This window comes from Agarivorans litoreus (assembly GCF_019649015.1).
In the GTDB taxonomy this organism is placed as follows: Bacteria; Pseudomonadota; Gammaproteobacteria; order Enterobacterales; family Celerinatantimonadaceae; genus Agarivorans; species Agarivorans litoreus.
Genome location: NZ_BLPI01000001.1, coordinates 2,634,576 through 2,660,906, shown reverse-complemented (window position 1 = coordinate 2,660,906; position 26,331 = coordinate 2,634,576). Strand labels below are relative to the sequence as shown.

Below are 26,331 nucleotides of genomic sequence, written 5' to 3'. Positions count from 1 at the left end.
AGTGATGATGAGTGAATTAGCTACAGCAACTTGGACCGAAGTTTGTCGCAAATCGCAGCTTAGCCCAGGAACCGGTGTTTGTGCCTTAGTAAATGGTAAACAAGTCGCCATTTTCTGGGAAGGAATTAGTGACCAAATATTCGCCATAAGTAACTACTGCCCATTTGGCAAAGTAAACATGTTGTCTCGAGGCATTATTGGAGACTTCAAAGGCGAGCTAATGGTGGCGTCTCCCCTTTATAAACAACGTTTTAGTTTAAAAACCGGCCAATGCCTAGACGACGACAGCGTTACTATTCCTACCTTCCAAGTGAAGGTGGAAGGTGACAGCATCAAAGTCGCCGCTTAATAAAAAAACTTAATAAAAATAATACTAAACCACGCCGTTACGGCGGCGTGGTGGGTACCGCTTTACCTTTTTTGAGACATAATTATGAGTGCAGAGAGATTTAACCTTTTTTCCTTTAGCGGAAAAATGAAGATACTTCACATGAGCTGGATGGCTTTTTTCATTACCTTTTTGGTGTGGTTTAACCACGCGCCATTAATGGGTAGCATCGCAGCTAGCTTAGGCTTAACATCCAGTCAAATTAAAACCCTACTTATTCTCAACGTAGCCTTAACCATTCCTGCGCGAATTGTTATTGGCATGTTTACCGATCGCTTTGGTCCGCGCCTTACCTACTCTACCCTGTTGGCAGTATGTTCTATTCCTTGTTTCATGTTTGCCTTTGCCAATAGCTTTGAGCAAGCCGCTATTGCTCGTTTCTTATTGGGCTTTATTGGCGCTGGCTTTGTAGTGGGTATTCGTATGGTATCGGAGTGGTTCCCAGCTAAAGAGCTAGGTACTGCAGAAGGTATTTACGGTGGTTGGGGTAACTTTGGGAGCGCAGCAGCTGCGATGTTACTACCTACACTAGCCATTGTATTTGGTGGTGAAGATGGCTGGCGTTATGCAGTTGGCCTTACCGGTTTAATCAGCTTAGTGTTCAGTGTTATTTACTACAAAAACGTAAGCGACACGCCTAAAGGCTCTACCTACTTTAAGCCAAAAAATGTTGGCGCAATGGAAGTAACCACCAAAGGTGACTTTGTATTGCTGCTAATAATGAAGGTTCCAATGTACGCCACCCTTGCTTTGTTAGCATGGAAACTGTCTCCAGCAGGCGTAAAAATGCTAAGCCAAGAAGTGGTATATTCGTGTTACGCAGGCCTAGTAGCTTTATACGTTCTGGATTTTTGGAAAACTTACCAAGTAAATAAAAACATCTTTGTTAAGCCAGTTCCAGAAATTGAACAATACAAATTTAAGCAAGTAGCGGTATTAAACGTATTGTACTTCGCAACCTTTGGTTCAGAGTTAGCGGTAGTCTCTATGTTGCCATTGTTCTTTAGCGAAGTATTCGCATTAGACATGGTTTACGCGGGTTTACTCGCCTCAGCTTATGCCTTTATGAACTTAGCCTCTCGCCCAGGCGGCGGTTGGATTTCGGACCGATTTGGTCGTAAGAAAACCTTATTAGTATTAACCGCTGGTTTAGCCCTAGGTTACTTTGGCATGGGCCAAATTGACGGAACTTGGCCACTATTCCTCGCAGTAGCAATGGCAATGGCATGTTCATTCTTTGTACAAGCGGGTGAAGGCGCAGTATTTGCCGCGGTACCGCTAATCAAGCGTCGCTTAACTGGTCAAATTGCCGGTATGACAGGTGCATACGGTAACGTGGGCGCAGTATTCTACTTAACCGTGTTAAGCCTAGTAAGCTACCAAGCGTTCTTCTACGTGATTGGTGCCACTGCGGTGTTAGGTTTTATCGCCTTATTGCTTCTAGAAGAGCCAAAGGGCACTATTGCTGAAGTAGGCCCAGATGGCGAAGTAACGCTAATCAACGTTAGCTAAGCCAGCCCCGTATAGCGGCGTGCGCCTTAATTGGCCACGCTGCTTACCTCAAGGAAGCGATCTTAGTGTTAGAAGAACAACAAACTGCAGCGGCCACCCCAGCCAGCAGTAACCGAGTTAGTAACAGCGAAAAAGCATCCTCTGAAGCTAGCAACAAGTTGGAGGCGTCTTTTGGAGGCGCCTCCATTCCTGGTCCTAAACCAGAAAACCAAGATGCATGTGTCGCTAAAATCCCCGAGCCATGGACCCGATACTACAAAGGTGTTGTTGCAGTGCTGGCCGACGGTTTAAGCAGTGCAGAACATGCCAAAATGGCCGCCCAAATCTCGGTTACCCAATTTGTTGAAGACTACTACGCAACCCCAGAAAGCTGGTCGGTAAACAAATCTACCGCTCAAGTCGCCAAATCGCTGAACAATTGGCTATTCCAACAAGGTAAACAAACTGGCTCTTACGCCTGTACCTTATCAACACTAATTATTAAATCGCGGGTCGCCCACCTTTTTCATGTGGGTGACAGCCGCATCTATCGCTTTCGCGCAGGCAAACTACGCCAACTAACCCGTGACCATGTACAAATTCGCGGTAAACAAAAAAACCACCTCACTCGTGCTATGGGTGTGGATTCTAGCCTCGAGTTAGATTATTCCACTCGTACTGTAGAGACTGGCGATATCTTCATGCTAACCAGTGATGGCGTGCACGATGCGCTAAGTGAACAGCAACTGGTTAAGCTACTACAAGCTAAGTTTTCAAGCCTAGAAGAACAAGCCAGTGCCATTGTTAATGCTGCGGAATTAGCAGGCAGCGACGACAATATTAGCGCCATGCTAGTAAACGTTGATAACGTGCCTGAAGCAGAGCTTGATGAAAGCCGCGCACAGCTGCTGCATTTGCCTATTCCACCGGTAATGTCGGTTGGCAATAAAATCGACCAATACCGCGTTAGTGAGATCCTGCATACCAGCCCACGTAGCCATGTGTATTTAGTCGAAGAGCTAGATCAACAAGGTAATAGCAATGGTCGAGTACGTATTCTTAAAGCGCCCGATGCCAGTATGGCCGACGACCAAGAATACTTTGCTGGCTTTGCCCGCGAAGAGTGGGTTGGCCGCGTAGTTAGTAATCCTTATATCATGCGCACCTTCGAGCCTATTGGTACTCGCCGCTTTCGTTACTTAATCGCCGAATACGTTCCAGGTATTACCCTTCGCCAATGGATGGATAAACACCCTCACCCACCGATTCAGCAAGTGGTGCGCATGCTGCAAAAACTGGCAAAAGCCTTGCGGGCCCTACGCCGTTACGAAATGGTGCACCGCGATCTTAAACCCGAGAACATTATTATCACCGCCGACGACCAACTCAAACTGGTCGACTTTGGCACAGTGCAATCGGCCGAACAACTTGAGCAAGATGAAAAAAACACCACGCCGGTTGGCTCGGTGCAATACATCGCACCAGAGTATTTAGTGGGTGAAACGGGTCGCCATCGTAGCGACATTTTCTCGTTTGCGGTGATTGCTTACGAAATGCTCTCTGGCAAGTTGCCCTACAAACAAGCCAGCCGTGAGCAAATTGCTCAGCGAAATTACAGCGACTGGCACTATCAAAACATTCAGCATTTCCGCAACGACATGCCTGACTGGTTAGACGCCGCCTTAGAGCAAGGCTGCCACCCTAAACCGCAGCAGCGTTATCAGAGCTTGTCGGAACTGATTCATGACTTACAACATGCCAATCCCAAGCTTAAAGCCAGCTATCAAGCCAAACCCTTGATCGAGCGTAATCCGGTGCGTTTTTGGCAATCAACCACCTTATTTTTGCTGCTAGTGGTGATATGGCAGTGGGCCAGCCAACTTAATTAACTTTCATAAATATAAAGTTGATTTACATAAAGGCCTAGTGACTAGGAAGTGCCTAGTATAAGCGCAATTTCTTGCTAGTTTGTGGTCAGCATGTCGTCTACTACCCAGAGTAAAACCCTACAAAAAGGCCTGTTTGGAATGGCCTTGCCTATTTTTGGCGAATTCATGCTGAACATGTCGGTACCGGTATTTGACGCGCTATTCCTTAGCCAAGTATCTGATCAAGCCGCTGCTTCGGTAGGTGCAGTGATGCCTTGGTTCTCAATGGCCATTGTATTTTTCTCGGCCACTGGCATCGCTGGCGCAAGTTTGGCGTCGCAGTACATGGGCAAACAAAACTATCAACGGGCTAATTTGATTCTAGCCGGCTTGATAATACTCGGTGTACTAGCAGGGCTACTCTGCGGGCTATTCTTTGTAAGCCAAGCCAGCAACATTGGCCAATGGATGAGCCTTCCCCCAGATATGAGCTTATTAGCCGCCGAATACTTGGTGCTTGCTGGAGCAGGTGTGGGCTTTATGGGTTTACGCATGACCCTAGCCAACATCTGCAATAGCTATGGTCAATCTCATTGGAACACCATTTCCGCGGCGCTCATGCTGGTCACCAATATTATTGGCAATGGCGTGTTGGTATTAGGCTGGTTTGGCGCAACATCAATGGGCGTGACCGGGGTAGCTTTAGCCAGCTTAATTGCTTGGTTACTAAGCCTTAGCTTTAGTTTGTTAGTGGTATTGCTGTTAATAAAAGTGAAGCTGCCCTTAGCCCAGGCGATTAAACAGCCAGCTCTTAGCCTTAAACCTATTCTAAAAATTGCCGTACCTTCGGCGCTCGAACCTTTCTCTTACCAAAGCTTTGTGATGGTCATGAACTTAATGATTGTCCAGTTTGGCGAAACCTCGCTCACCGTGCGTATCTACGCACTAAACATATACGTTTATTGCACCATGATGCTAGTCGCCATAGGCATTGCTAATACCATGTTAGTGACCCAACTTGCAGGCGCCGGCCACTTTGAGCGTTGCCACCAACAAATGCGCCAAGGCATGCGCTGGGGCTTAATAGCGGTGGCTATTGTTGCCAGCATTATCTTTATCTTTCATCAAAGCTTACTGGGTTTATTTACCAGTAACCCTGAAGTACTCGCCCTAGGCGTGGTGGTATGTTTAATTCACAGCCTTAACGAGCCACTAAGGGCAATTAATATAATCAGCGGCAATGTATTGCGCGGTTGTGGTGATGCAGTGTTTGTTACCGGCAACGCCATCGCGGTGACTTGGCTATTCTCAGTACCACTGGCCTACTTTACTGGGGTTTATTTAGGTTATGGTTTATATGCGGTGCTTCTTGCAGGCATGGTAGACGAGTTTCTACGTAGCCAAATAAACTGGCGCCGCTGGAAGAGCGATAAATGGAAGCGTAAGTTAGCACCGGACTAGTAAGAGTTAACACCTTTAACTGTGGCAAGCGATAGCGAGTCTAGCCCAGCTGTTCTTTACTGGGCAAGGTAAGCTAAACTTGTTAGCTGTAAAGTTTGAGCCATGACTATGGCGCCCCTAAAACCAATGCAACCCAATAGTCTTTGCAGAAAATAGAAACTAACAAGCCTACTATAGATAAAAAACAAAATAGTCCAATTAGCCACCATACCCCGTCATTAGTCCATTGATACTGGATTTGTATATATGCCCCCACCGCGCAAAGGATACCAATTACAACGCTAACTACAAACAGTACGGGACGTTTCCAAACAGCTTCTCTCGGGCTGTAAACTCTCCTTGTCCAGCTTTCAAATTTGATAACCATGCTCATCATCAATAATTGCCGCTAACGCTACTATCATGTTGCAAGTTTCCGAGGCTTAACTTGATATGGTTTATAACCTTTCGACTGCCAATCCTCGTAAACAGTTTCAACTAACGTTTTATTAGAAGTAAAGTGAACATCACTTTCATGACAGACTTTAATTTGGCAGAGATCTGCTTCAATAAAAAAGTCACTCTCTCCAACCTTTAAAATGCCTTTCTTTTCATTCAATGCCATGTATTCGTAGATATCATTAACTTCAATTTCAGTATCTTGCCACATTTCGTCAATATCTAAATCGCATCCCAAGCCAAAAGAGGTCTTCACTTTTGTCACGTCATGCTCAAGTAGCAATTCGCAAAGAAGTTTTACAACAGCTTGGATTTCATCTGTTGAGAGTACTCGAGTTCTAATATCCATTTGACCTGCAACATAATGCTTCACTAATGGGCTGGCGAAGCCAGTCCCGTGGAGGCCGCGGTCTCTTTCGCGGCCGGAGTGTAATTGCGTGACTTGTTAGGAATACGTTTCACGCAATCTCAAGTCCAAGTTGCGAAACATAAACACCAAGGTGCTCTTTACTCCCTCTAGTTCCTTGCTATTAAGCTTATGATTGATTGTCACTTTATTGATGCCATCAAACCCATTTGCGTTCTCTTGGTTGAGACTGAGCTCTATAACTCCTGGATGAAACTCAACCTCTAGAGCGTCTATGTTTGCTGCGTGAATAAAGTCTCCATGCAGTAAGTAAACGGTACCAGAGTCCTCTTGAGGGTCTTGCTCCATGTATCTCTGAAGTTCAAAGAAGTACTCACTGGCCCGGCCTTGACCAACCTGAATGGTTACCACATCGGTTCCATCTTCGTCCCAAACCGGGTCACCACCGATTAGAGCCTTATCTGCGTCAAAGACCAACTGCATCAATAAGTATTCCTCTTATCTTACATTCTAAAATAACCAGATTATCACCTTTTCTAAGCTACATCAGTCACCTACTTCGTAAAATAACAAAAACATCAGCATAAAAGGATGCGAGCAGCTGTGGAAAGAAGGATATACAAATACTAAGTATATAGTCACAGTATCTTTACTGACTAAAAGATAGAAACGTTAAGGGTAATTAGATTTTTCAGGAGAGTTGCGCAGGCGCACTGAGTAACGAAAGATAAAAATAATGCAGGGCTATCTTTCTTTTGGCTTCACTAAGCTTTGGTCGTTAAAGCTTATGACGTCGCCGAGAGGCGAAACGTTATACAGCAGCCAAAGGTAACAGCTTATGTTAGCTGTCTTTTGGTCATTAAAACCGCTTGAAAAGAACAGACAAGTTTATTGCTTGCCTGCACACAGCACTAGCTCGGCTCTATCTGCTTAATATGGCGATTTACCGAGAACCACGATGCGCCTAAACCCAGCAAAGTTGCAAATAAGATTAACCAGCCAAACTCTTGAATGCTTAGACCCGAGAGGTAAATGTCTTGTTGGTACAACAAACCGATTTGCTGCAGGGCGTACTCGGTCCAAATAAGCAAAATATTACACAATACCCAAGCCATTAAGCCGCCTACAATGCCAAACCAAAATCCGGTATATAAAAACGGCCGTTGAATAAAGGCGTCGGTAGCGCCGACCAACTTCATAACTTCTATTTCGTTACGACGATTAAGAATGTTTAATCGCAGGGTATTACTTACAATTAAGGCCACTGCGGTGAGCAACAATATAATCAGCAGCCAAGCAGCTTGCTGCAGCATGCTTACAATGGTGTCTAAACGTTGAAGCCATTCAACATCTAAACGGCCTTCTTCAACCAAGCTATGCTCTTGCAAACTGTCGAGTAAGGTTTTTGCAGCGCTAGCGGAGCTGTACTCGGCACTTGGCAGCACCAGTAATACATCGGGCAAGGGGTTTTCTGGTAGTAAAGCGAGTACGTCTTCAAAGCCGCTGTTGGCTTGAAACTCGGCCAAGCCCTGTTGCTTGGTAACCAGCTCTACCGCAGCCACTTGCTGCATGCTGGATATATTTTTTTGCAATAAATCGCGCTGTTGCTCGGTAACATTTTGTTTTAGAAACAAACTGATTTGAGCGTCACTTTTCCAGTAGGCAGTAAGCTGTTGCACATTTTTAGTGGCCAAATAAAAGCTTGCTGGCAAAGCCAAACAAACGCCGATTACCGCTAAAGTAAGCATTGAGCTAGCAGGGGTGCGCCAAAGCTCGCCTAAGCTGGCAATACATTGCTGTAAATGGCGTACCCAAAACATCATAAAGCGTACCGGAAACGCGACTTTCACCTGCGGTTTAGCGCCAGCCATTACTGCACCTCCTCGGCTTGTGAGGCATTAAGCAACTGACCATTTTTGAGAATAAGTCGCTGATAGTGCATTTTGGCGATTAGGCTTAAATCGTGACTGGCGATAAGTACCGCTACCCCCACACGATTGAACTCTTCGAATAAGCGGAAAATCTCTAAAGACAGTGCCGGGTCTAAGTTACCGGTGGGCTCATCGGCGATCAAAATGGCTGGTTTGTTGACTACAGCGCGCGCAATGCCTACTCGCTGCTGCTCACCACCAGAGAGAATAACCGGGGTGCAGTTGGCTTTGTCTAGCAGCCCCACTTTATCGAGGGCAGCGGCAACACGGCGTTTAATATTGCCCATGCTATAGCCTTCAATGACTAAAGGCAGAGCAACGTTATCGAAGACCGTGCGATCCATTAGCAGTTTGTGATCTTGAAAAATCACCCCCATTTGACGGCGAAGATAAGGGATCTTTCGATGAGTAATGCGACTAATATCGTCGCCATTTACCCATACTGTACCGTCGCTGGGGCGCTCCATAGCGGTGATAAGTTTGAGCAAGGTACTTTTTCCTGCGCCAGAGTGGCCGGTTAAAAAGGCCATTTTTCCCTGTTCTAGTTGAAACGAGACTTTTTGTAAGGCTCGCTGACTACCTGGATAAATTTTACTTACTTGCTCAAACCGGATCATTCCTAGACCTTTTTTACTGTTTAGGCAGCGTTTAACTACGCCTCTTCACTCTCTTCGCTGCTAAATAGCGCATCAACAAAGGGTTGTGACTCAAACTCGCGTAAATCATCAATGCCTTCACCCACACCAATATAACGAATAGGCAAAGCAAACTTGTCGGCTAAGGCAAAAATTACCCCACCTTTAGCTGTGCCATCTAACTTGGTAAGTGTTAAACCCGTTAAGCCCACCGCTTGGTTAAATAAGTTAGCTTGGCTAATGGCATTTTGGCCAGTGCTGGCATCAATAGTTAACATAATTTCATGAGGAGCGGCATCGTCGAGCTTTTTCATTACTCGTACAATTTTCTTCAACTCTTCCATTAGGTGCGCTTTATTTTGCAAGCGACCTGCTGTATCGGCAATCAATACATCTACATTTCGTGACTTAGCTGCTTGAAAAGCATCGAAAATTACCGAAGCACTGTCGGCGCCAGTGTGTTGTGCAATTACCGGGATCTGGTTACGCTCACCCCACACTTGCAACTGCTCTACCGCTGCGGCGCGGAAAGTATCACCCGCGGCCAACATCACCGATTTACCCTGACTTTGATATTGTTTGGCAAGCTTACCGATGGTGGTGGTTTTACCCACACCATTAACCCCAACCATTAAAATAACAAACGGTCCGTCGCTACTATCTAAATCTAAAGGCGCTTCAACTTGATTAAGCATGCTAGCCATATCGAGTTTTAGTTGCTGGTATAAGGCTTCACCATCTTGTAGGTCACTACGTTTAACGTGACTGGTGAGGTTTTCGATAATCTTTAAAGTGGTATCAACGCCAACATCTGCCACCAACAACTGTTCTTCTAATTCTTCAAACAGCTCATCGTCGATCTTTCGCCCTTTAAAGAGAGAAAAGAAACCCCAACCAAAATTCTTACGGGTGCGCCTTAAGCCAGCACGCAAACGGGCAAACAAGCCCATTTTTTTCACTGGCTCAGCAGCTTGCGACGCTGCGGCTAGCTCGGCTTCTTGTTCAGCCAGTGCCGCTAGTTCGGCCTCTTGTGCTGCTTGGGCTTCGCGCTCTGCTTGTGCTTCTCGTTCTGCTTGAGCCTCACGTTCTGCTTGAGCTTCACGCTCTGCTTGGGCTTCACGCTCTGCTTGAGCTTCACGTTCTGCTTGAGCTTCACGTTCGGCTTGGGCTTCTCGTTCTGCTTGCGCTTCACGCTCTGCTTGCGCTTCACGCTCTGCTTGTGCTTCGCGTTCTGCTTGAGCTTCACGTTCTGCTTGGGCTTCGCGTTCTGCTTGGGCCTCACGTTCTGCTTGAGCTTCACGTTCGGCTTGGGCTTCACGCTCTGCTTGTGCTTCGCGTTCTGCTTGGGCTTCACGTTCTGCTTGCGCTTCGCGTTCGGCTTGGGCTTCACGTTCTGCTTGCGCGTCTAACTCAGCTTGCTGAGTATCTTGTTGTTCTGCGGCGGGATCGCTTGATTGTTGTTGCTCGTCATCTTTTTTTCGGCCAAACCAAGAAAATAGGCCCTTCTTTTTTGCCATTACTGCAAAACCTTTTTTACCAGTAAACGACGTTGGCTGTTACAATGCCAACGTCCAATCAATATTGCTCGGATATTATCACAGTTTCTCAATGGTCTAAGTAAATGGCACGGCTTTCCTCAAGAAAACATTCAAATCAAAGTAATAAATCTCATAATGGCAGTGGTCAGGTACGCATAATTGCTGGTCAATGGCGCGGGCGAAAGCTCAAGGTACTGAATAGCCAAGGCTTACGCCCTACTACCGACCGAGTTAAAGAAACCGTATTTAACTGGTTAAGCCCTTATTTGCACAACAGCCATTGCTTAGACCTTTTTGCTGGAAGCGGCAGCTTAGGTTTTGAGGCCTTGTCGCGTTTTGCTAGTTTTACCACCTTTGTGGAGAAGGATGCGCAAGCCGCTAAACAGCTTAAGGCCAATTTACAATTATTAGAACTTAACAGCGAGCAAGCAAAGCTAATAAACCAAGATGCCTTGCAGTGGTTAAAGCAAACACCAAGCGAAGCCTACGACATTGTATTTATTGACCCGCCGTTTCGCTGTGACCTACTTGCGCCAAGCTGCACGATGTTACATAACAATGGCTGGTTAAAGCCCGACGCCCTGGTTTATATTGAGTTTGAGAACGAAGCCAACGAGCCAAAGTTACCTGCAAACTGGCACTGCATAAAAGAAAAACAAGCAGGCCAAGTAAGCTACCGTTTATACCAACTAACTTAAGAGCGCTATTTATGTTTATTAAAATTGGCAAACTGTTTATGGCAGCCATGTGGTTAGCGATGTTGCTCAGCCCGATTATTTTTGTTCCACCCTACAATTGGATTTTACCGTTAGTGGGTGGTTTTTTGTTATTGTTGCACGGCGTTCAACTGTTATCTATTCGTGGCACTTTGCTTGAAGCAGGCGTATTGAAGAAGGGTGATAACTTACAAATTTTGTTCTTCGGCTTTTTTGCTATGTGGCAAATTCATAAACGTATGACTGGGAAAGAATCTTGATTACACGCCAAATATTAGTAACGAGCATTTGCCTACTAAGCCTACCTAGCTGGGCGATGAACGTTACTGTAATTAACGATGCCGAACATCAACGCAGTGAAGCTTGGACTCAAGTATTGCCCTATGCCTATTACACCGAGAACCTCCAGTGGGGGGTAGGTGCAGGGATTGGCGCTGCTGGGCACATTCAGCCAAGCTCGAGCGTAGTGGCAACCGCCACTGTAACCACTAATAACAGCTGGATGGGCTTTTTGTATACCGGTGATTATCAAATGCCTTTTGCCGATCGGATATTTTTTGATACCACCTTGTATCGCACTAATTTCACTCATGATCCGCAGTTTATTAATGGTAATCCAGACTATGTGGGCGAGCGTGCAGGTAGCAACGACTCAAGCCAAAACAACCATGTTTATACTCATAGTCAAGGCCAAGAATACCGTTTTAGATTTCGTTATTTGCTCCCATTGGGCCACGGTAAAAACTCAGCAATTCATACCTTTCGCGTGAATCGCGGTGAAGTAATGGAAGGCTATGAAGCTGGCGCAAAAGAATGGAACCCTCTCACCAGTGGGCGCACCATTATTCAAATCGAGCCTTTTTATTGGAAACAAGACGTTAGTGAATACAACCAACTGCAAGATTCTAATACCTCGGCGGGTCTTACCCTTGAGCTAGAATACGATAATCGTAATTACCATCAAAACCCAACGGCAGGCAGCCGACAACGTTTTGATATTACCCGCGATTGGGGAGATAGTGAGCGTTCTTCATGGACAATGTGGGAATTTTCGGCCTCTAAATACATTAGCTTGCCAAAAGCCAGTTGGGCCCAGAGCCAAGTGTTAGCCTTTGGCTTTGCCACCTCTGATACGCCAACTTGGAACCACAGTTCTTATAACAATGGCGAGCAACAATATCATCGTCCCGCATGGTTTGCCGGTTCACGCTTAGGTGGAATGGACAGGCTCAAAGGCTATGAAACCGCCCGTTACCATGATCGCTCGATGATTTACTACTCTGCCGAATACCGCTTTACGCCTAACTGGAATCCGCTGCCAAAGGTGCCAGTTATAAATTGGTTTAACGTACCTGCTTGGTACTGGGTCGCCTTTGCTGAACTTGGCCGGGTTGCTGACGAATACAACTTATCCACCCTACATCAAGATATGAAATACAGTGTAGGTGGCAGCCTTAGGGTAATGTTAGAAGGGGTGGTGTTGCGTGGAGATTTTGCCACCAGTGGCGATGACAGTACTTTTCGTTTAGGTATTAATCACCCCTACTAGGGTCTGATGATCTTTCGCTATTAAATATCGTTAAAAAATCAACAGGCTCTAATACACTTGCGGATTACCAACTTAAAGCTGGAATCCGCAAGGCTAACCATTCTGGTTTATAGTGATTGCCAATAATCGGCTATTCCATCAAGGAACATTTGCACCGCCAGCATAATAAGCAACATACCCATTAAACGCTCCATGGCTTTTAATCCTTTCTCACCCAGCAGTTTTAAAAGCACCCCACTAAATAAGAAAATCACTACGCTAATGCCCCAAGCAATGAGTAGCGCAAAAGACCAGTCTAGCATTCGGCTTCCATCTTGATTTGCCAGCAGCATTAACGATGCAAGCACCGAAGGCCCAGCAATCATGGGGATTGCCATCGGCACCAAAAAGGGCTCTTCACCGGCCGCCAGGCCAGCAACACCACCGGGCTGAGGGAAAATCATCTTCAAGGCAATAAGGAATAAAATTATCCCGCCAGCAAGGCTTACCGCTTCTTGTCGAAGATTTAAGAAACCGAGGATTTGCTCACCAGCAAACAAAAAGGCAAACATAACAGTAAGGGCAAACACCAGTTCTCGCAGTAAAACGATTCGCCGACGTTTTGGGTCAAGATGTTTGACCATGCTAAGAAACACAGGAAGGTTTCCTAGCGGATCCATAATCAAAAACAACATCACTGCTGCTGATAACATATCCATTGGCTAACTCACTAAATAACGACTACTTTGTCTAAGAAATAAAAAAGAGCCAGAGCATAACACCCTGACTCTTTTATAGCTTAGCTTTATTTACGGTTTGTAAACGACTTTTACAGCATCGGTTACATCCGCTTCGTCAACATAAGCTATAGCAGCCGCATTGCCAGCGACTTCTGATACCGCTACTGACGGAGACGCTGCCGTTTTAGGCGGCTTAGCTTTACCCGTAAAGATTAATTTTGACCAATAAGCTTGAAGCTGGGCTTCACTTTTACCGGTTGCCGCATCGTGAAAGCTAGCACGTAATGCGTCGCCTTCTTTATACTCAATCACCACCGGTGGCGTGCCATTAGGTAGCTTTTTAAGCTTGCCCAAAAACAGCTTTTTCACTTCCGCTTTTGATAAAGCGTCAGGGCCAGCTGGGTTTGCAATCACTACCGGAGCAGCCAAGCTACTAAGACTAAATACGCTCAAAGACAGAGCCAATAATAGTTTTTTCATGACTCCTCCTAAAATACGCCATCGAATACAATGCTGTAAACCGTAGTGCTATCTTCAGTTGCACCAGCCACTTTACTCGCTAATAAACCATTGGTATCGCCAAAGCCATTGACTAAGGTAGCGTCAAACTTAACCGCCAAATTCGATAGTAAGTCATAACGCAGGCCTAAAGAGTAAGAGGTACGTTTACCGTTGTAGATAAATGAAGAGTCTACAGGTACTAACGAACCACCGGGGCCAACAGGTAACTGAACATCCACGCGCTCATCATCATCCTGGGTTTTCATGCCGGCAACCGTGCCGTAAGGCATAGCTTTGCCAAAACGATAAGCCAAAGTGAGATAACCAGAATCTACATCAGAATAACCACCATCTACCGTTGCACGCGTAGCTTCCGAGACCACTAACAATGAACCATTGTCGTAGCTAAACCCAAGCCCTAAGAAGTCAGATTTATTTTTATCTTCAAGTACTTGAGCATCGGGTTGGTTGGTTGGCGACACCGTGATTTTGGTTACGCCGTATACCGCACGCAAGGTAAAGTCATCAATCGCCCAAGTTAGGTTAGCCCCAAAAATATCGTCGTAGTCTGTACCATCTTCTTCCGACTGTCCCCAAAAGCCCTGCAGAGTTAGGGTTGAGTTATCAAACTCAAAGTCGTAGCTCCCATCAACACCAACAAAAGAGTTAAATGGTACAAAACCATATACTTCTTCTGGTGGACGTGCCCACGGCTGAGCGTAACCCACTTCTAGGTAGTCTGAGTACATATACATAGGTAAGCGAAGTTTACCGCCACGCACTGTAATGTAGTTATCAAAAGTATGTTTTAAGTAAGCCCATTCAACATCTGGGCTAAAGTCATCTTCACCACGAGCCACCAGCTGCACTGTCACGCTGGTGCTATCAGCTAGAGCAAAGTCACCCTGTAGGCCCACCAAAGTAAGATTATTAAAATCGTACTCGTCAGTAGACCCAGCATAACCTAGGTTATTGTTAGCTTGATTAATACCAACGCTATAGAAACCGTTAAAACTGATCCTATCGAAGGCACTCTCTTGATTTTGTTCTCTTAGAACCTGCACCTCTTGCTCGAGATCATTAACTCGTTGCTCGAGGGCTTCGTCTGCCATTACAACGCCACTCAATAAGCATATTGGTAACACCTGCCACGCCCTTAAATCCATGGGGCCTCTCCTTTCTTTTATAGTTTTTATTTACACTTTAAATTGGCTAATAACTTCGCTTAATCGCTGAGTTACTTGCCTTACATCTTCGCTGACGTTGTCTATTTCGCTAGAACTTTTCGCCACCGCGAGAGATATTTGTTGAATATCATTCACGCTATTATGAATAAGATCAGAGGTTTTAGTTTGTTCTTCTGTAGCTGCTGCAATTTGTTCGTTCACCGCATGAATCGATTCCACCTTCCCGGTGATATCCATTAGTGATTTACCCGCTTGGGCAGATTGTTCAACACTTAAACCGGCTTGTTCAATACCACGATTCATAGCCTCTACAGCTAAACCAGATCCCTTTTGTAGCTCTTCTAGTACTTGCTGAATTTCTTGAGTGGAATCTTGGGTGCGTGAAGCAAGGGTGCGCACTTCATCGGCAACTACCGCAAAACCGCGTCCTTGCTCACCAGCACGTGCTGCTTCAATAGCGGCATTTAGGGCTAATAAATTGGTTTGCTCTGCAATGCCACGAATCGCATCTAAAATCACACCGACATTGCTGGTATAAGACTCAAGCTGATTAATCGCTTGTGCGGTACCGTTAACCTCTTCCGCTAAGTCGTTAATTACTGAAATGGTATTTTCTACAACTTGATTACCCTCTTGCGCGGTACTGTTAGCCGAAGAGGCCTCTTGAGAAGCTTGCGAGGCAAAATCAGCAATATGGTGCACACTGGCGGTCATTTCTTGAATTGCCGCACTTACTGCATCTACCGAGTGATTTTGAGACTCAATACTACTCGCGGTGTGTTTACTGGTTTCCATTAGGCGAGTAGATACATCTTGAAGAGCTTGTACGGTTTCGGTAGTAGTAGCAATGCTAATTTGCATCTTACTAATAAATTGGTTGAACCAATAAACCAGCGTGGCTATTTCGTCTTTACCGTCGTAATCAACACGAACAGTAAGATCTCCTTCACCTTCGGCGATTTCACGCAACGATGAAGTTACTTGGGCAATCGAATTAACAATACTGCGAGTGGTCATAATGCCGACGAAGATCACCACGACAATGGTCGCCACACCCAAAATAATACCGGTGGTTACCGCAGACTTAGAACTAGAAATGGTGCCATCTATGGTTTGGTTAAAGGCTTTCTCGGTATTCATCCGCAACCTAGCCAAACCTTCTGTTAGCTCTTGTAACACAGCAGCTGAGCGCTCAGCCTTAGCGGGTAAAGTGGCAAAGTCGGCACTGCCATCAACCAAGCTCATGGCAATGCCTCTAGCTTGGCCATAATACTTATTTTGTAGACTTTGCAATTGCTCTAGATCTTGCCTCGCACTCGGCAGTATTTTAATTAGCTGGTTTAGCTTATCGTTCAACAACTGATTTTGTTCATCAGCTGCATCTAGTGATTCTTCTTCACCGGTAGTTACTGCTGTTTGTAGCAATTGGTCTACGTTGTATAAGGTGTTTTGTGCAACCGTTGCGGTATCTAAAGCAGGAAAATACTGGTCTCTGATTTGCTCAATATTAAACTGGCTTTGTTGCTGAACTTGCATATTGCTTACCAAATAGACTGCAAACCCAACAACAGCAATTGCTGCTAAGATCCCAACCTTATGGCTTATCTTTAGACGTCTAGCCAAATCCATTTATACCACTCCATGTAAATACAAGTATCGATAACTTATGTATCGGCATCTTTAACTGAATGTTTAAACAACATCTCTGCTGTTAAATATATCCAAAACAATTAAAACATACGTTTAAACATTGTTAGAAATCTTATTAGGGTAAACAGCTTATTTCGTTCCGACTAAAAGCCTAGGCGCATAAGAAATTATAGATGTTTATTTCAGGCAAGGCGGGGAAACAGTGAAGAAAGATAAATTAAACACTATAGGGGCGATAAATAGCAAGTAATATCAGCTATAGCTAAATTATTAGTCGTTTATGTATAAGAAGGGCCTGAAGCGGCCCATAAAAGGCAGGTTATTTGTGAGAACAGATCTTTGATTCAGCAGTAGTAAAACCTTGTTTTGCTTCGATGAATTTACCGCGCTCTGCTAAAAACACGATTAATTGCTGGGCGTTCATGCCTTTTTGACGACAAGTATGGTACTCACTGTCTTCACCAAATGTTTCTTTCATTAGCGCCTCTAGAGAAGCTGAAGTGAAACTGCCACCTTGCTCCAACATCAACTGCATCACTTGATGCCCGTGAATCGACTGACTCATTATTACCTCCATTAAAAAACGGCGTTCACTTTACCAGTGCCACGCCGTTTTTTCGTTGCGTTAGAACAAGCTAAATAAGTTTCTCAATGTTCTTGGAGGCCAATTGTTGCTGATAAGACTGAATAGAACTTTGTAGCAAGACATCATTTTGCGCCTGCTGAGAAGTAGATTGCGCATAATTGGTATCTAAAATACGTGAACGCGCCGCGCTTTGTGCTTCAATAGCGGCTTGGGTAGAGCGATAAGCAGACTCTGCGGCATTGCTAGAAGCGCCTAGCTCAGCTTGATTGGCATCGGTAGTTTGCTGCGCTCCCTGCAACGCGGCTTGAGCTGTAGCAGGATCGTTAAGGTCAACGTTATCTACGCCAAGATCGGTGGCGTTGGGAATAGCCGCAGTATTGGCATCAACTTGAGCTTGCAAGGCGGCAATATCATCAGAGTTATAAATACCATTACCACTTTGTACAACTAAAGCTTGGTTCTGCTGCAATAGCTCGGTAGTGCCCTGAAGTTGAGCTGACTCTATATTGTTAATGCTAACTTGGTTTTGATAGATATTCGCGTAAGCTTCTTGCTCGCTAATACCAGTGGTTAAGCGATTAGAAATCTGTAAACCTGCAGGATCATCTGCCGCGGTATTAATACGCTTACCCGAAGCAAGCTTTTCATCTTGCTCTTCTTGGCGTTTCTTCGCTTGATCCATATAAAAATCGGATGGAGAAACGGAGCTTGAAACCTGATTGATAGCCATTGGATATCCTCAACGAAAGATTTACTAGAGTAGCCATCCTAGCTGTATACTTTTTAAGCATACCATTAAGTGCCAATAATCGCATCTTTTTGAGCGCTATTTTGTGCTTTTTTCTTGCTCGCAAGACCAGCAATAATCGAAGCTTCCTGGATTAATTTCTTGGCACTTATTACACGCCCACTCTGCAACGTTATTGACTTCATAGTCCTTAACTGCTTGCTTGGCTTTCTCCCACTGGGCTAACTCTACCATTAGCGTTACCTGTACAACGTCCATAGGCAGCTCACCAGCCGCCGCCATGGCGTACTCTCCATCAACACGACTCTCAATACCCATTTTGCTTAACATACCTTGTAGCAATCGCGCTTCTACAAAGTTGGCGGCTCGATAAAACTCATGCCATTGGCTCATTTATTCTCCTTAATAGCTACCACTAAGTGCTCAGTATAGGTGAGTTGCTTGTAGTATTGCTTGCTAACACAAAAACTTAGGCATTAATCCTTTTTTAAATAGACCTAGTGAGCGGGCATATTAGCTCAGCGCTCTTAGGTTTTTTGTTGACTAAACCTCAGCTTAAAAAGGCTCACTTAACAGCATGATGAGCCGCGCCGATCTAGCACCAAAATATAGCGATATCGCACCAATTTAGAACACAACCTATATAAATCAGATAAAATACCGCACCATTTTAGAGCCGAAACATGTAACCCTATTGTTATCATCAGGTTAAAACCCTTTTATTGCATCAACTTAGTGCTTGCCCACTATATTTATTTAACAAAAGGCCTGAAAATTGCTTCTTTTTGGCGCAAACCATATTAAAAGAAACAATTAGGGAGATTTTTTAATGGATAATATTAGTGACGCTATCGACGTATTGTCGCAAAGCGCAAACACTTTATTCATTCTGCTAGGTGCCATTATGGTTCTAGCCATGCACGCTGGCTTTGCCTTTTTAGAAGTAGGTACAGTTCGCCATAAAAACCAGGTAAACGCCTTAGTTAAAATTATCACCGATTTCGCATTTTCTGGTGTGGCTTACTTCGTTATTGGTTACTACTTAGCTTACGGTAGCCACTTTTTTAATAGTGCAGAAGTACTTGCTGAAGGAAACGGCTACGAGCTGGTGAAGTTTTTCTTCTTACTTACCTTTGCTGCTGCTATTCCAGCCATTGTTTCCGGCGGTATCGCGGAGCGTGGTAAGTTCTACCCATTCTTAATTGCTTCGTCATTGATTGTTGGTTTGGTATACCCGATTTTCGAAGGTATTATTTGGAACGGTAACTTTGGCTTCCAAGATTGGTTAGAAGCGCAGTTTGGCGCAGCCTTCCATGATTTTGCTGGCTCGGTAGTTGTACATGCAATGGGGGGCTGGTTAGCCTTAGTAGCCATCAAGATTCTTGGTGCGCGTAAAGGTAGAAAGCCGGGCGTAGCATTTGCACCCTCTAACATCCCATTCTTAGCTTTAGGTGCTTGGGTACTTACCGTTGGCTGGTTCGGCTTTAATGTAATGTCTGCCCAAACTATGGATGGCATTAGTGGCTTAGTTGCGGTTAATACCTTAATGGCCATGGTTGGCGGAACCATTGTGGCGCTGCTTGTTGGCCGCAATGACCCAGGCTTTGTTCACAATGGTCCATTAGCAGGCCTAGTGGCAGTTTGTGCAGGCTCGGACTTAATGCATCCTATTGGCGCTTTAGTGACAGGTGGCGTAGCAGGTGCACTATTTGTTTGGGTATTCACTTGGTTACAGCAACGCTCTAATTTAGATGACGTATTAGGTGTTTGGCCACTTCACGGATTGTGTGGTGTTTGGGGTGGTGTTGCCGCGGGTATCTTCGGTAGCCAAGCATTAGGTGGTTTAGGTGGCGTATCGCTAATCAGCCAGATCATCGGTAGCCTTGCTGGTGTTGCTGTAGCTTTAATCGGTGGTGTGATTGTTTACGGTATTGTAGACAAAGTTGCAGGCTTGCGTCTTTCTGAAGAAGACGAATTCCACGGCGCTGACTTAGCTATTCACAAAATTAGCGCAACTAACAAAGATCGCTAATAAAAAGGCCGCACTGCAGTGCGGCCTTTTCAACACCTAAAATGCAGTTCTGGTGACATTTACCTTTGAACTGCATTTTGCTTTTTAGAGCTCAATGATATCGAGTTTGTAATCTATCTGGCTCAAGTATTGTTGCTCATTTTCTAAATCTGCGCGGGTTAAAGGATTGTTTTGCAGCCATGCCTGCTCCAATAACAAGCTCATTTGTTGTCCAGCAGCTCTAAATTGCAACTCAGGCAGGGTTTGGCGGCGTTTACCACGGTTAAAAATCACCGATAAGCGAATGATCAAACACGCCTTAAGCAAGTCTACGTTTTCCATCGGAAACTGCTTAACTGGAATGCGCTTACGATGAGCCAACACCAAGGCAGCAAGCTGCTGTTGCTCTAAACGAGAAAAACCGGCCAAATCCACATGCTCAACAATGTAAGCACCGTGTTTATGATAGTCACTATGTGCGACATCTAAGCCCACCAAAAAGAGCTGTGAAGCCCAATTCAACAACTTGGCGGTTTCTACTTCATCTAAAGACCAAGTTTCGGCAACTTGGTTTAACAATAGCTGGCAAGTACTGTCTACCCGACCACTAAACTGAGCGTCTACATGGTAACGCTCAGCTAGCTTTTGCACACTAGCAGGGCGAATATCACTGTGTTCTAAACGGCCTTTTAACTCATACAGCAAACCTTCACGCAAGGCCGATTCTGCCGCATGCATAGTATCAATATTTAACGCTTGAAATAGAGCCCGTAGAACGACTACGCCACCCAAGAATACTGGCTGACGCTCTAGTGACAGCCCTTTTAAGGGTAAATTGCATTCGCCTGCTTCAAGGTAGCATTCAATAATGGCATCTAAACCCTTGAGCTGAATTTCACCATCACAAAATTGGTTCTCTGAACACACTTTAGCCACTGCTTTAATGGTGCCTGAAGCACCTAAGCACTCATTCCAGGTGTGCTCTAAGAAATCATCAGCCACTGGCAGCAGCTGTTGTGAACAATAGACACCGGCTTTAAGTAAACGGTTTTTAGTGACTCGACCACTTTTAAAGAAACGCTTGGTGATAGATACACAGCCCATATCTAAGCTTTCTTTGAGCTTTAGTTCCATGCCTTCACCTAAAGTGACTTCGGTACTACCGCCGCCGATGTCAATGACCATGCGCGGGCCATTGGTAGGTGCCATGTAATGTGCCACACCTAAATAGATTAAACGCGCCTCTTCTTCACCGGAAATAACTTCAACAGGGTGGCCAAGGCGTTGCTCAGCAGCTTGCAAGAATACATTGGAGTCAATGATGCTACGCAGGGTTTTGGTGCCAACCACTCTAACACTGCCAGGTTTAAATTCACGAAGGCGCTCACCAAAACGGTCTAAACATTCTTGGGCACGGTTCCAAGCTGCAGCGTCGAGGCTGCCGTCATCTTGCAGACCCCAACCTAAACGCACCATTTCTTTCACTTTATCGCGAACTTTAAGTTCGCCGTCTTCCCAGTCAGCAATAATTAGATGAAAACTATTGCTGCCTAAATCTAGAGCTGCCAGCTGTTGAGTTTTAGGACTCAACAAACGCGATAAATTGAACATAAACTAACCTCAGCGAGTCACTCGCAAAAGACCGAGCCAAAAGGCTCTTTAATTTACTTCAATATAAAGCGTTTTAACATAGTTTCTATGTCATTTACCTGTTGCTGTAGGGCTTCACTCGATTGAGCAACTCGCTCTATTTGCTCGAAATTATCCTCAGCCACTTCGGCAATCACATTGACGTTACGGGTAACTTCGCTGGCCACATGATGCTGCTCTTGCGCGGCAACACTAATTTGGTCGGTCATTTCACGCATTTGGCTCATATCGGAACGAATGGTCATGATCGCTTCACGTGATTTCTCGGCTAACTCTTTTGACTGACTCATTTGCTCACGACTAGCAGCCATTGCGTCAAATACCTGAGTTGATTCGCGTTGCAATGTCGTAATCATTGCCCGCACTGACTCAGTGCTTTTAGTGGTTTGACTGGCTAAACTACGCACTTCGTCGGCCACTACCGCAAACCCTCTGCCTTGCTCACCGGCTCGCGCAGCCTCAATGGCCGCATTGAGTGCGAGCAGGTTAGTTTTCTCAGCAATTCCGTCGATCACCTCAATAATTGATCCAATTTGTTTACTGGCATCTGCTAGCTTATCCACTTGGCCAGAAGTGCTTTGCAGCGCATCATCCAAACTATCTATCATCTCGATGTTTTGATTCATGACTTGCTGGCCTTGATCAATATTGTTTTCAACGGACATAGACAACTCGCGGCTGCTTTCGGTGTTTGAAGCCACCTCTTTAATCGCAGATTCCATTTCAGTCACGGCAGTTGCCACGCTACTCAACTCAGCGGTTTGTTTATCAAGCTTGGTTTTCACCACACTCGATGCCTCTTTATTTTTGCTCGACACATCACTAAGTTGGTGAGCGGCACTTTGAATTTGGCTAAATACATCTCGAGCCTGTTCAATCATTCGGTTAATGGCCGCCACTAAGACCGCAAACTCTCCTGAATAGGTGCCTTTCATGGTTTGGCTATAATCCCCCTCTGCCAATAACAAAATATGTGATTGAGTGTGCTCCAGAGGCTTACGAATCAAACTCGCTAGCCAATATGCAACAGCAATGGCAAAAACAATCACTAAAGGCACAACAACCGCAGTTATAGAGCGCGCATTAAGAATTAAACTTCGTCCCTGCTCACTGGCGACATCACTTTGCTGATTAGCTAAATCAACTATCTTAGTAACAGTTGAATCTAAACCAGAAAGCTGGCGATTAATGTCCGTTGTTTGGATGGTAATATTTGCAATGGTTTCTTGGCTATCTACGTAGCGCTCTACAATACCACTTGGATCGTTCACTTGGCGGTTAAACTCAGCGACCAAGTCTGCGACTTGAGGATCTGCCAAGCCTTCAACCTCATCAATTAACGAAGAAAAATCGTCGTTAAATACACGGTTGTTATATTGAATTTTTTTAACTAAATCGGCGATTTTTAGCGGGTCTCGAGTATTTACCATATTTGATAGCAAAAACTCCATCAAGCCAAACCGCTCCATTACCATGGTGAGAATATCTTCAATATACGAGTCTTCAGCAGCTGCAGGACTGGCAACTTTAGTCACTATTCTTTTCAGATCTGCAAGGCGAAATAAAAACTGGCTCAGGTCATCCCGCACTTTTTCATCTTGTTGCAAGTAAGTACTTTGCAACTGCGCTAATCGCTCACCTTGAGAGGTCAAAGTATCTTCTACATTGCCAACGTCGCTTAGATGTTGAGACAAGCCGCTAATATTGAACTTTTGGGCATGAGCTTCTAATTCTGACACATAGTGTTCAAGACCATTTAGAGATTCATCAGCTTGGCTATTAATGTTTTGCAACTCATCTAAGTCACTGGCCTTCTCCAAACTTAACAACAAAATACCTGCTCGAAGCGCTTGGCTGCCTACCTGGTTTGCAAGCAACTGTGTTCTTGCACTGTTTTCTGTAAGCGTACTGAAACTTGAGTTAATTTTCTGGGCCAACAAAAAAGCTGCCCCCCCGCCCATCGCTATCACCAAGGTGAGAACGGCAAACCCTATATATAAACGATGAACAACCGAGATTTGATTGATACTTTTTCCCAACATGCCTTGCTACCTTTTCCCAAAAGCTCGCTAATTCCCGTACTAGTAAGACTAGTAAGGATTTTCTTGATTATCTTTTTTAGTCGTTATTGTGCGAAGTTCCGCACATCAAAAAACTGTAAGCCATTATTAGTTTTGGCTTTTTTAGCTCATAGTTCGCACAAAAAAATGCGTAATAAAAGATTAACCTGATGTTTGTATTATTTTTTTATAAAACATCATAGCAAGGAAGCAAACATGAGCCCACGGCTGATTCTCCCCCTCTCTCTACTCTTGTTAACTAGCCCGCAAATATTAGCTAAAGATGAAGCATCTTCAGCAGCTTTGCCTTACCAAGTGTTAACAAGTATGGAAAACGGCACCGAAATCCGCAATGGTGGATACGGTTCTGCCATGACCGCCCATCCGCACTTGGCTGATCATTTTTATGCACTTACCGATCGTGGCCCCAATGCCAAATACCAAGGCCCTGAGGGTAAAGGCAAGATTTTTCCAACACCAGAGTACACGCCGCGCATTGGTTTATTTAGCTTTACCAATGGTGAGGTAAACCAAGTAAAAGAAATCTTGTTAAAAGACCCAAATGGCACGCCAATTTCTGGCTTACCAAACCCCAAAGGCATGGGCGATACCGGTGAAGTGGCCTACGCTAACGACAAGTCGGTACTACAAGCCGATCCTTTTGGTTTAGATAGCGAGGGTTTAGTTGCCTTAAAAGATGGCAGCTTTTGGGTGAGTGATGAATACGGTCCACATATTGTTCATTACAGTGCCACTGGTGTAGAACTAGAGCGTATAAATCCCTTTGGTACCGGAACTGGTGGCAGAAAGCTACCTGCGGTATTGGCGAATCGTCGCGCGAATCGCGGAATGGAAGGTTTGGCAATTAGCCCAGACGAGAAAGTATTGTTTGGCATTATGCAGTCGACACTTTACAACCCAAGTAAAAAGGCTATCAGCAATAAAAACCTCACTCGCATCGTGAGCTTTGATATTGCTAGTGGAAAAACCCAACAATACCTTTACCAACAAGAAGCAAATAACCTTTCTAACTCAGAAATTGTCGCCTTAAACCAGCAACAGTTTTTGGTTATTGAACGTGACGGTGGTTTTGCCGGTGCTAGTGGTAAAAAACAGGCCAAATACAAGCGTATTTATCAAATAGATTTAAGCCAAGCCACCGATGTAAGTGGCGACGTAGACGCCGAGCTGGGATTAACCTTTGCAGGGAAAACCCTAGAGCAAATGAGTTGGCAAGAACTCGCACAACAAGGGATCAAGCCAGTAACAAAAACCTTGGTAAATGATCTATTGGTAGATTTACCTAGCCCCTACCCACACGACAAACTTGAAGGCTTGTGGCTGCGCACCGACAATCAGTTAGCGGTACTTAATGATGACGATTTTGCCGTAACCGCTAAGGGCGAGCATGTTATCCAAAAGATACTACCGGCGAATCAAACTATCGATCGCAATACCTTATATCTGTTAAAAGGCCGATAAGCCAAAACGCCCAGAGTACTTTTATAGGTGTTCTGGGTTTCTTATATTTAATGCTGGTTTTTTGCTCGAACAGCACCGTCTTCAGAACATTCAATTTGTATAAATAAAACAGCCATCTACACTATGGGTGTAGCAGAAAGGAATCGCTCGTTAATGGTTGTTGATGGACTCACCTATTTTATTTTAACCACTTTAGTCACCGTAGTGTCAGCTATAGTGCTGACCCTCATTCGGATATTTCATGGGCAAAAAACCGCGCTAGATTGTTGGATTATGGCCTCCTACACTCAAGTGTGTGCCTTACTAATAGTGCTGTTATCTAAAGAGCCATCAGCCACCGAAGTATTACTACAAAGTATCTTATTTGTCGGCTCGTTCCTGCTGATTGTAGCTGGCCATCATAACTACTTAAAACAAGGCTTTAATCGCAACTTTTTGTCGATAGCGCTGTTATTGTATTGCGCATTAATGTTTTATTTTATCTCGATTGAGCCTTCTAGCCAGTCACGCATCACCATTTTATCGAGCACCATAGCACTATGCTGCTTCTATTGTGCTTACCTTTACTTTCGTTATTGGTTTCAGCAACGCAATCATGCCTTGTGGTTAGTCATTGGCTTGTATTTGTTCTTTGGTACTTGTTTACTGCTCAGGGTTTACATCACCATGCAACATACGCCACAAAATCAGGGTTTATTACTTGGCGTGCCTACCTTACTCTCGTTAGCCATATTCGCCGGAAACGCACTGCAAACTTACGTGTTTTACTTTTTACTGCATTGGCGGCAAATCATCCAGCTAGAACAGCTGGCTAATTATGATATTACTGGTGCCATGCGCCGCAGTTACTTTTTAAAACAGTTAGAAAAAATGACCAAACGCGCGCAGTTTTCTGGTGGTGAAATTAGCGTTGTATTTATCGATTTAGACCGCTTTAAAAGCATTAACGATGACTACGGCCACGACAATGGTGACTTAGCCTTAATGCACTTTTCAGAGATAGCCCTAGATAACCTGCGTGTCGGCGATTTATTTGGCCGTTTTGGTGGCGAGGAGTTTGTAATAGCGCTGAACGGAGCCAACGCGCAGCAGGCTAATGCACTAGCAAATCGGATCCGCATTCAACTCAATCAGCAAGCGCTAAAAACCAGTAAAGGCAAGCTCTACATGAGTGCCAGCTTTGGCGTAGCCTCAAACTTAAAAACTCAAGATCTCTCCAAACTGATTAAACAAGCCGATGAGGCAATGTACCAAGCCAAACGCCAGGGCGGGAACAAGGTCAAGGTGTATGCTCTAAATGAAAGCACCAGCAGCTAGTTGAAATATTTCACTACTTTTGCCTGTCAATTCCACTT

General features: G+C 44.8%; 24 protein-coding genes. 10 read left to right on the top strand and 14 right to left on the bottom strand.

Translation table 11 applies throughout. The annotated features are described in order from the left end of the window. The first annotated feature begins 4 nt into the window (after positions 1-4). The 4 genes from nirD to K5L93_RS12300 all read left to right on the top strand — a co-directional run bounded on the left by nirD (position 5) and on the right by K5L93_RS12300 (position 5,208). Positions 5-349, top strand: a complete 345-nt coding sequence (gene nirD, locus K5L93_RS12315) for a nitrite reductase small subunit NirD (RefSeq protein WP_220720119.1) — start codon at positions 5-7, stop codon at positions 347-349. An 84-nt stretch (positions 350-433) separates the two neighbouring features. After that, entirely contained in the window at positions 434-1,900 is a 1,467-nt protein-coding gene (locus K5L93_RS12310; protein ID WP_220720118.1) for a NarK family nitrate/nitrite MFS transporter, read from the top strand. 65 nt (positions 1,901-1,965) lie between these two features. Then, the gene (locus K5L93_RS12305) at positions 1,966-3,768 is read left to right on the top strand and encodes a bifunctional protein-serine/threonine kinase/phosphatase (RefSeq protein WP_016402269.1); all 1,803 of its coding nucleotides are present in this window, start codon (positions 1,966-1,968) and stop codon (positions 3,766-3,768) included. Between the two features lie 90 nt (positions 3,769-3,858). Then, on the top strand, positions 3,859-5,208 hold the full coding sequence (locus tag K5L93_RS12300) for an MATE family efflux transporter (RefSeq protein WP_220720117.1): 1,350 nt from the start codon (positions 3,859-3,861) through the stop codon (positions 5,206-5,208). Between the two features lie 400 nt (positions 5,209-5,608). Here K5L93_RS12300 and K5L93_RS12295 read toward each other — a convergent pair whose 3' ends face one another. From K5L93_RS12295 to ftsY, 5 genes are all read right to left on the bottom strand, one after another. Further along, entirely contained in the window at positions 5,609-5,995 is a 387-nt protein-coding gene (locus tag K5L93_RS12295) for a hypothetical protein (protein ID WP_220720116.1), read from the bottom strand. A 96-nt stretch (positions 5,996-6,091) separates the two neighbouring features. Then, the gene (locus K5L93_RS12290) at positions 6,092-6,499 is read right to left on the bottom strand and encodes a hypothetical protein (protein WP_220720115.1); all 408 of its coding nucleotides are present in this window, start codon (positions 6,497-6,499) and stop codon (positions 6,092-6,094) included. Between the two features lie 425 nt (positions 6,500-6,924). Next, entirely contained in the window at positions 6,925-7,884 is a 960-nt protein-coding gene (ftsX, locus tag K5L93_RS12285; RefSeq protein WP_152783351.1) for a permease-like cell division protein FtsX, read from the bottom strand. Next, positions 7,884-8,561, bottom strand: coding sequence for a cell division ATP-binding protein FtsE (gene ftsE / locus K5L93_RS12280; RefSeq protein WP_220720114.1), 678 nt, complete (start codon positions 8,559-8,561; stop codon positions 7,884-7,886). Before ftsE ends, ftsX begins: the two co-directional genes overlap by 1 nt. Before the next feature lie 35 nt (positions 8,562-8,596). Then, positions 8,597-10,096, bottom strand: coding sequence for a signal recognition particle-docking protein FtsY (gene ftsY / locus K5L93_RS12275; RefSeq protein ID WP_220720113.1), 1,500 nt, complete (start codon positions 10,094-10,096; stop codon positions 8,597-8,599). A gap of 104 nt (positions 10,097-10,200) precedes the next feature. Here ftsY and rsmD point away from each other — a divergent pair, with 104 nt between their 5' ends. From rsmD to K5L93_RS12260, 3 genes are read left to right on the top strand one after another with little or no spacing between them, the layout of a single operon-like run. Further along, positions 10,201-10,815: a 16S rRNA (guanine(966)-N(2))-methyltransferase RsmD gene (rsmD, locus tag K5L93_RS12270; protein WP_220720112.1), complete on the top strand. Its 615-nt coding sequence runs from the start codon at positions 10,201-10,203 to the stop codon at positions 10,813-10,815. An 11-nt stretch (positions 10,816-10,826) separates the two neighbouring features. Next, positions 10,827-11,093: a DUF1145 domain-containing protein gene (locus tag K5L93_RS12265; RefSeq protein ID WP_220720111.1), complete on the top strand. Its 267-nt coding sequence runs from the start codon at positions 10,827-10,829 to the stop codon at positions 11,091-11,093. Then, positions 11,090-12,382, top strand: a complete 1,293-nt coding sequence (locus tag K5L93_RS12260; protein ID WP_220720110.1) for a BamA/TamA family outer membrane protein — start codon at positions 11,090-11,092, stop codon at positions 12,380-12,382. Before K5L93_RS12265 ends, K5L93_RS12260 begins: the two co-directional genes overlap by 4 nt. A 107-nt stretch (positions 12,383-12,489) precedes the next feature. Here K5L93_RS12260 and K5L93_RS12255 read toward each other — a convergent pair whose 3' ends face one another. From K5L93_RS12255 to K5L93_RS12225, 7 genes are all read right to left on the bottom strand, one after another. Beyond that, positions 12,490-13,080 carry a YhgN family NAAT transporter gene (locus K5L93_RS12255; RefSeq protein ID WP_220720109.1) on the bottom strand — a complete coding sequence of 197 codons (591 nt, stop codon included), beginning with the start codon at positions 13,078-13,080 and terminating at the stop codon, positions 12,490-12,492. A 90-nt stretch (positions 13,081-13,170) separates the two neighbouring features. Beyond that, the gene (locus K5L93_RS12250) at positions 13,171-13,581 is read right to left on the bottom strand and encodes a phosphate ABC transporter substrate-binding protein (protein WP_220720108.1); all 411 of its coding nucleotides are present in this window, start codon (positions 13,579-13,581) and stop codon (positions 13,171-13,173) included. Between the two features lie 8 nt (positions 13,582-13,589). Beyond that, on the bottom strand, positions 13,590-14,768 hold the full coding sequence (locus K5L93_RS12245; RefSeq protein WP_220720107.1) for a hypothetical protein: 1,179 nt from the start codon (positions 14,766-14,768) through the stop codon (positions 13,590-13,592). 30 nt (positions 14,769-14,798) lie between these two features. After that, the gene (locus K5L93_RS12240; protein ID WP_220720106.1) at positions 14,799-16,418 is read right to left on the bottom strand and encodes a methyl-accepting chemotaxis protein; all 1,620 of its coding nucleotides are present in this window, start codon (positions 16,416-16,418) and stop codon (positions 14,799-14,801) included. A gap of 340 nt (positions 16,419-16,758) precedes the next feature. Further along, on the bottom strand, positions 16,759-17,004 hold the full coding sequence (locus K5L93_RS12235) for a YecH family metal-binding protein (protein ID WP_016402283.1): 246 nt from the start codon (positions 17,002-17,004) through the stop codon (positions 16,759-16,761). Between the two features lie 70 nt (positions 17,005-17,074). Continuing rightward, positions 17,075-17,755, bottom strand: coding sequence for a flagellin (locus K5L93_RS12230; protein ID WP_220720105.1), 681 nt, complete (start codon positions 17,753-17,755; stop codon positions 17,075-17,077). Positions 17,756-17,851: 96 nt separating this feature from the next. Then, positions 17,852-18,166 carry a putative signal transducing protein gene (locus K5L93_RS12225; RefSeq protein ID WP_220720104.1) on the bottom strand — a complete coding sequence of 105 codons (315 nt, stop codon included), beginning with the start codon at positions 18,164-18,166 and terminating at the stop codon, positions 17,852-17,854. A gap of 436 nt (positions 18,167-18,602) precedes the next feature. Here K5L93_RS12225 and K5L93_RS12220 point away from each other — a divergent pair, with 436 nt between their 5' ends. Further along, entirely contained in the window at positions 18,603-19,805 is a 1,203-nt protein-coding gene (locus K5L93_RS12220; protein ID WP_220720103.1) for an ammonium transporter, read from the top strand. A gap of 84 nt (positions 19,806-19,889) precedes the next feature. Here K5L93_RS12220 and K5L93_RS12215 read toward each other — a convergent pair whose 3' ends face one another. Then, a complete protein-coding gene (locus K5L93_RS12215) occupies positions 19,890-21,395 on the bottom strand; it encodes a Ppx/GppA phosphatase family protein (protein WP_220720102.1) in 1,506 nt (501 codons plus the stop codon). Positions 21,396-21,448: 53 nt separating this feature from the next. Then, positions 21,449-23,476, bottom strand: coding sequence for a methyl-accepting chemotaxis protein (locus K5L93_RS12210; RefSeq protein ID WP_220720101.1), 2,028 nt, complete (start codon positions 23,474-23,476; stop codon positions 21,449-21,451). A gap of 234 nt (positions 23,477-23,710) precedes the next feature. On the opposite strand from K5L93_RS12210, the gene K5L93_RS12205 reads away from it, so the two are divergent. Together K5L93_RS12205 and K5L93_RS12200 are read left to right on the top strand one after the other, a co-directional pair. Next, a complete protein-coding gene (locus tag K5L93_RS12205) occupies positions 23,711-24,976 on the top strand; it encodes an esterase-like activity of phytase family protein (RefSeq protein ID WP_220720100.1) in 1,266 nt (421 codons plus the stop codon). A 153-nt stretch (positions 24,977-25,129) separates the two neighbouring features. Continuing rightward, positions 25,130-26,293 carry a GGDEF domain-containing protein gene (locus tag K5L93_RS12200; protein ID WP_220720099.1) on the top strand — a complete coding sequence of 388 codons (1,164 nt, stop codon included), beginning with the start codon at positions 25,130-25,132 and terminating at the stop codon, positions 26,291-26,293. Positions 26,294-26,331: the final 38 nt, after the last annotated feature.

What these genes read in the sequence shown, in the direction of transcription:
- nirD (WP_220720119.1), top strand. Translation starts at nt 5, where the DNA reads ATGATGAGTGAATTAGCTACAGCAACTTGGACCGAAGTTTGTCGCAAA.
- K5L93_RS12310 (WP_220720118.1), top strand. Translation starts at nt 434, where the DNA reads ATGAGTGCAGAGAGATTTAACCTTTTTTCCTTTAGCGGAAAAATGAAG.
- K5L93_RS12300 (WP_220720117.1), top strand. Translation starts at nt 3,859, where the DNA reads ATGTCGTCTACTACCCAGAGTAAAACCCTACAAAAAGGCCTGTTTGGA.
- K5L93_RS12295 (WP_220720116.1), bottom strand. Translation starts at nt 5,995, where the DNA reads ATGGATATTAGAACTCGAGTACTCTCAACAGATGAAATCCAAGCTGTT.
- ftsX (WP_152783351.1), bottom strand. Translation starts at nt 7,884, where the DNA reads ATGGCTGGCGCTAAACCGCAGGTGAAAGTCGCGTTTCCGGTACGCTTT.
- ftsE (WP_220720114.1), bottom strand. Translation starts at nt 8,561, where the DNA reads ATGATCCGGTTTGAGCAAGTAAGTAAAATTTATCCAGGTAGTCAGCGA.
- ftsY (WP_220720113.1), bottom strand. Translation starts at nt 10,096, where the DNA reads ATGGCAAAAAAGAAGGGCCTATTTTCTTGGTTTGGCCGAAAAAAAGAT.
- rsmD (WP_220720112.1), top strand. Translation starts at nt 10,201, where the DNA reads ATGGCACGGCTTTCCTCAAGAAAACATTCAAATCAAAGTAATAAATCT.
- K5L93_RS12265 (WP_220720111.1), top strand. Translation starts at nt 10,827, where the DNA reads ATGTTTATTAAAATTGGCAAACTGTTTATGGCAGCCATGTGGTTAGCG.
- K5L93_RS12255 (WP_220720109.1), bottom strand. Translation starts at nt 13,080, where the DNA reads ATGGATATGTTATCAGCAGCAGTGATGTTGTTTTTGATTATGGATCCG.
- K5L93_RS12250 (WP_220720108.1), bottom strand. Translation starts at nt 13,581, where the DNA reads ATGAAAAAACTATTATTGGCTCTGTCTTTGAGCGTATTTAGTCTTAGT.
- K5L93_RS12245 (WP_220720107.1), bottom strand. Translation starts at nt 14,768, where the DNA reads ATGGATTTAAGGGCGTGGCAGGTGTTACCAATATGCTTATTGAGTGGC.
- K5L93_RS12240 (WP_220720106.1), bottom strand. Translation starts at nt 16,418, where the DNA reads ATGGATTTGGCTAGACGTCTAAAGATAAGCCATAAGGTTGGGATCTTA.
- K5L93_RS12235 (WP_016402283.1), bottom strand. Translation starts at nt 17,004, where the DNA reads ATGAGTCAGTCGATTCACGGGCATCAAGTGATGCAGTTGATGTTGGAG.
- K5L93_RS12230 (WP_220720105.1), bottom strand. Translation starts at nt 17,755, where the DNA reads ATGGCTATCAATCAGGTTTCAAGCTCCGTTTCTCCATCCGATTTTTAT.
- K5L93_RS12225 (WP_220720104.1), bottom strand. Translation starts at nt 18,166, where the DNA reads ATGAGCCAATGGCATGAGTTTTATCGAGCCGCCAACTTTGTAGAAGCG.
- K5L93_RS12220 (WP_220720103.1), top strand. Translation starts at nt 18,603, where the DNA reads ATGGATAATATTAGTGACGCTATCGACGTATTGTCGCAAAGCGCAAAC.
- K5L93_RS12215 (WP_220720102.1), bottom strand. Translation starts at nt 21,395, where the DNA reads ATGTTCAATTTATCGCGTTTGTTGAGTCCTAAAACTCAACAGCTGGCA.
- K5L93_RS12210 (WP_220720101.1), bottom strand. Translation starts at nt 23,476, where the DNA reads ATGTTGGGAAAAAGTATCAATCAAATCTCGGTTGTTCATCGTTTATAT.
- K5L93_RS12205 (WP_220720100.1), top strand. Translation starts at nt 23,711, where the DNA reads ATGAGCCCACGGCTGATTCTCCCCCTCTCTCTACTCTTGTTAACTAGC.
- K5L93_RS12200 (WP_220720099.1), top strand. Translation starts at nt 25,130, where the DNA reads ATGGTTGTTGATGGACTCACCTATTTTATTTTAACCACTTTAGTCACC.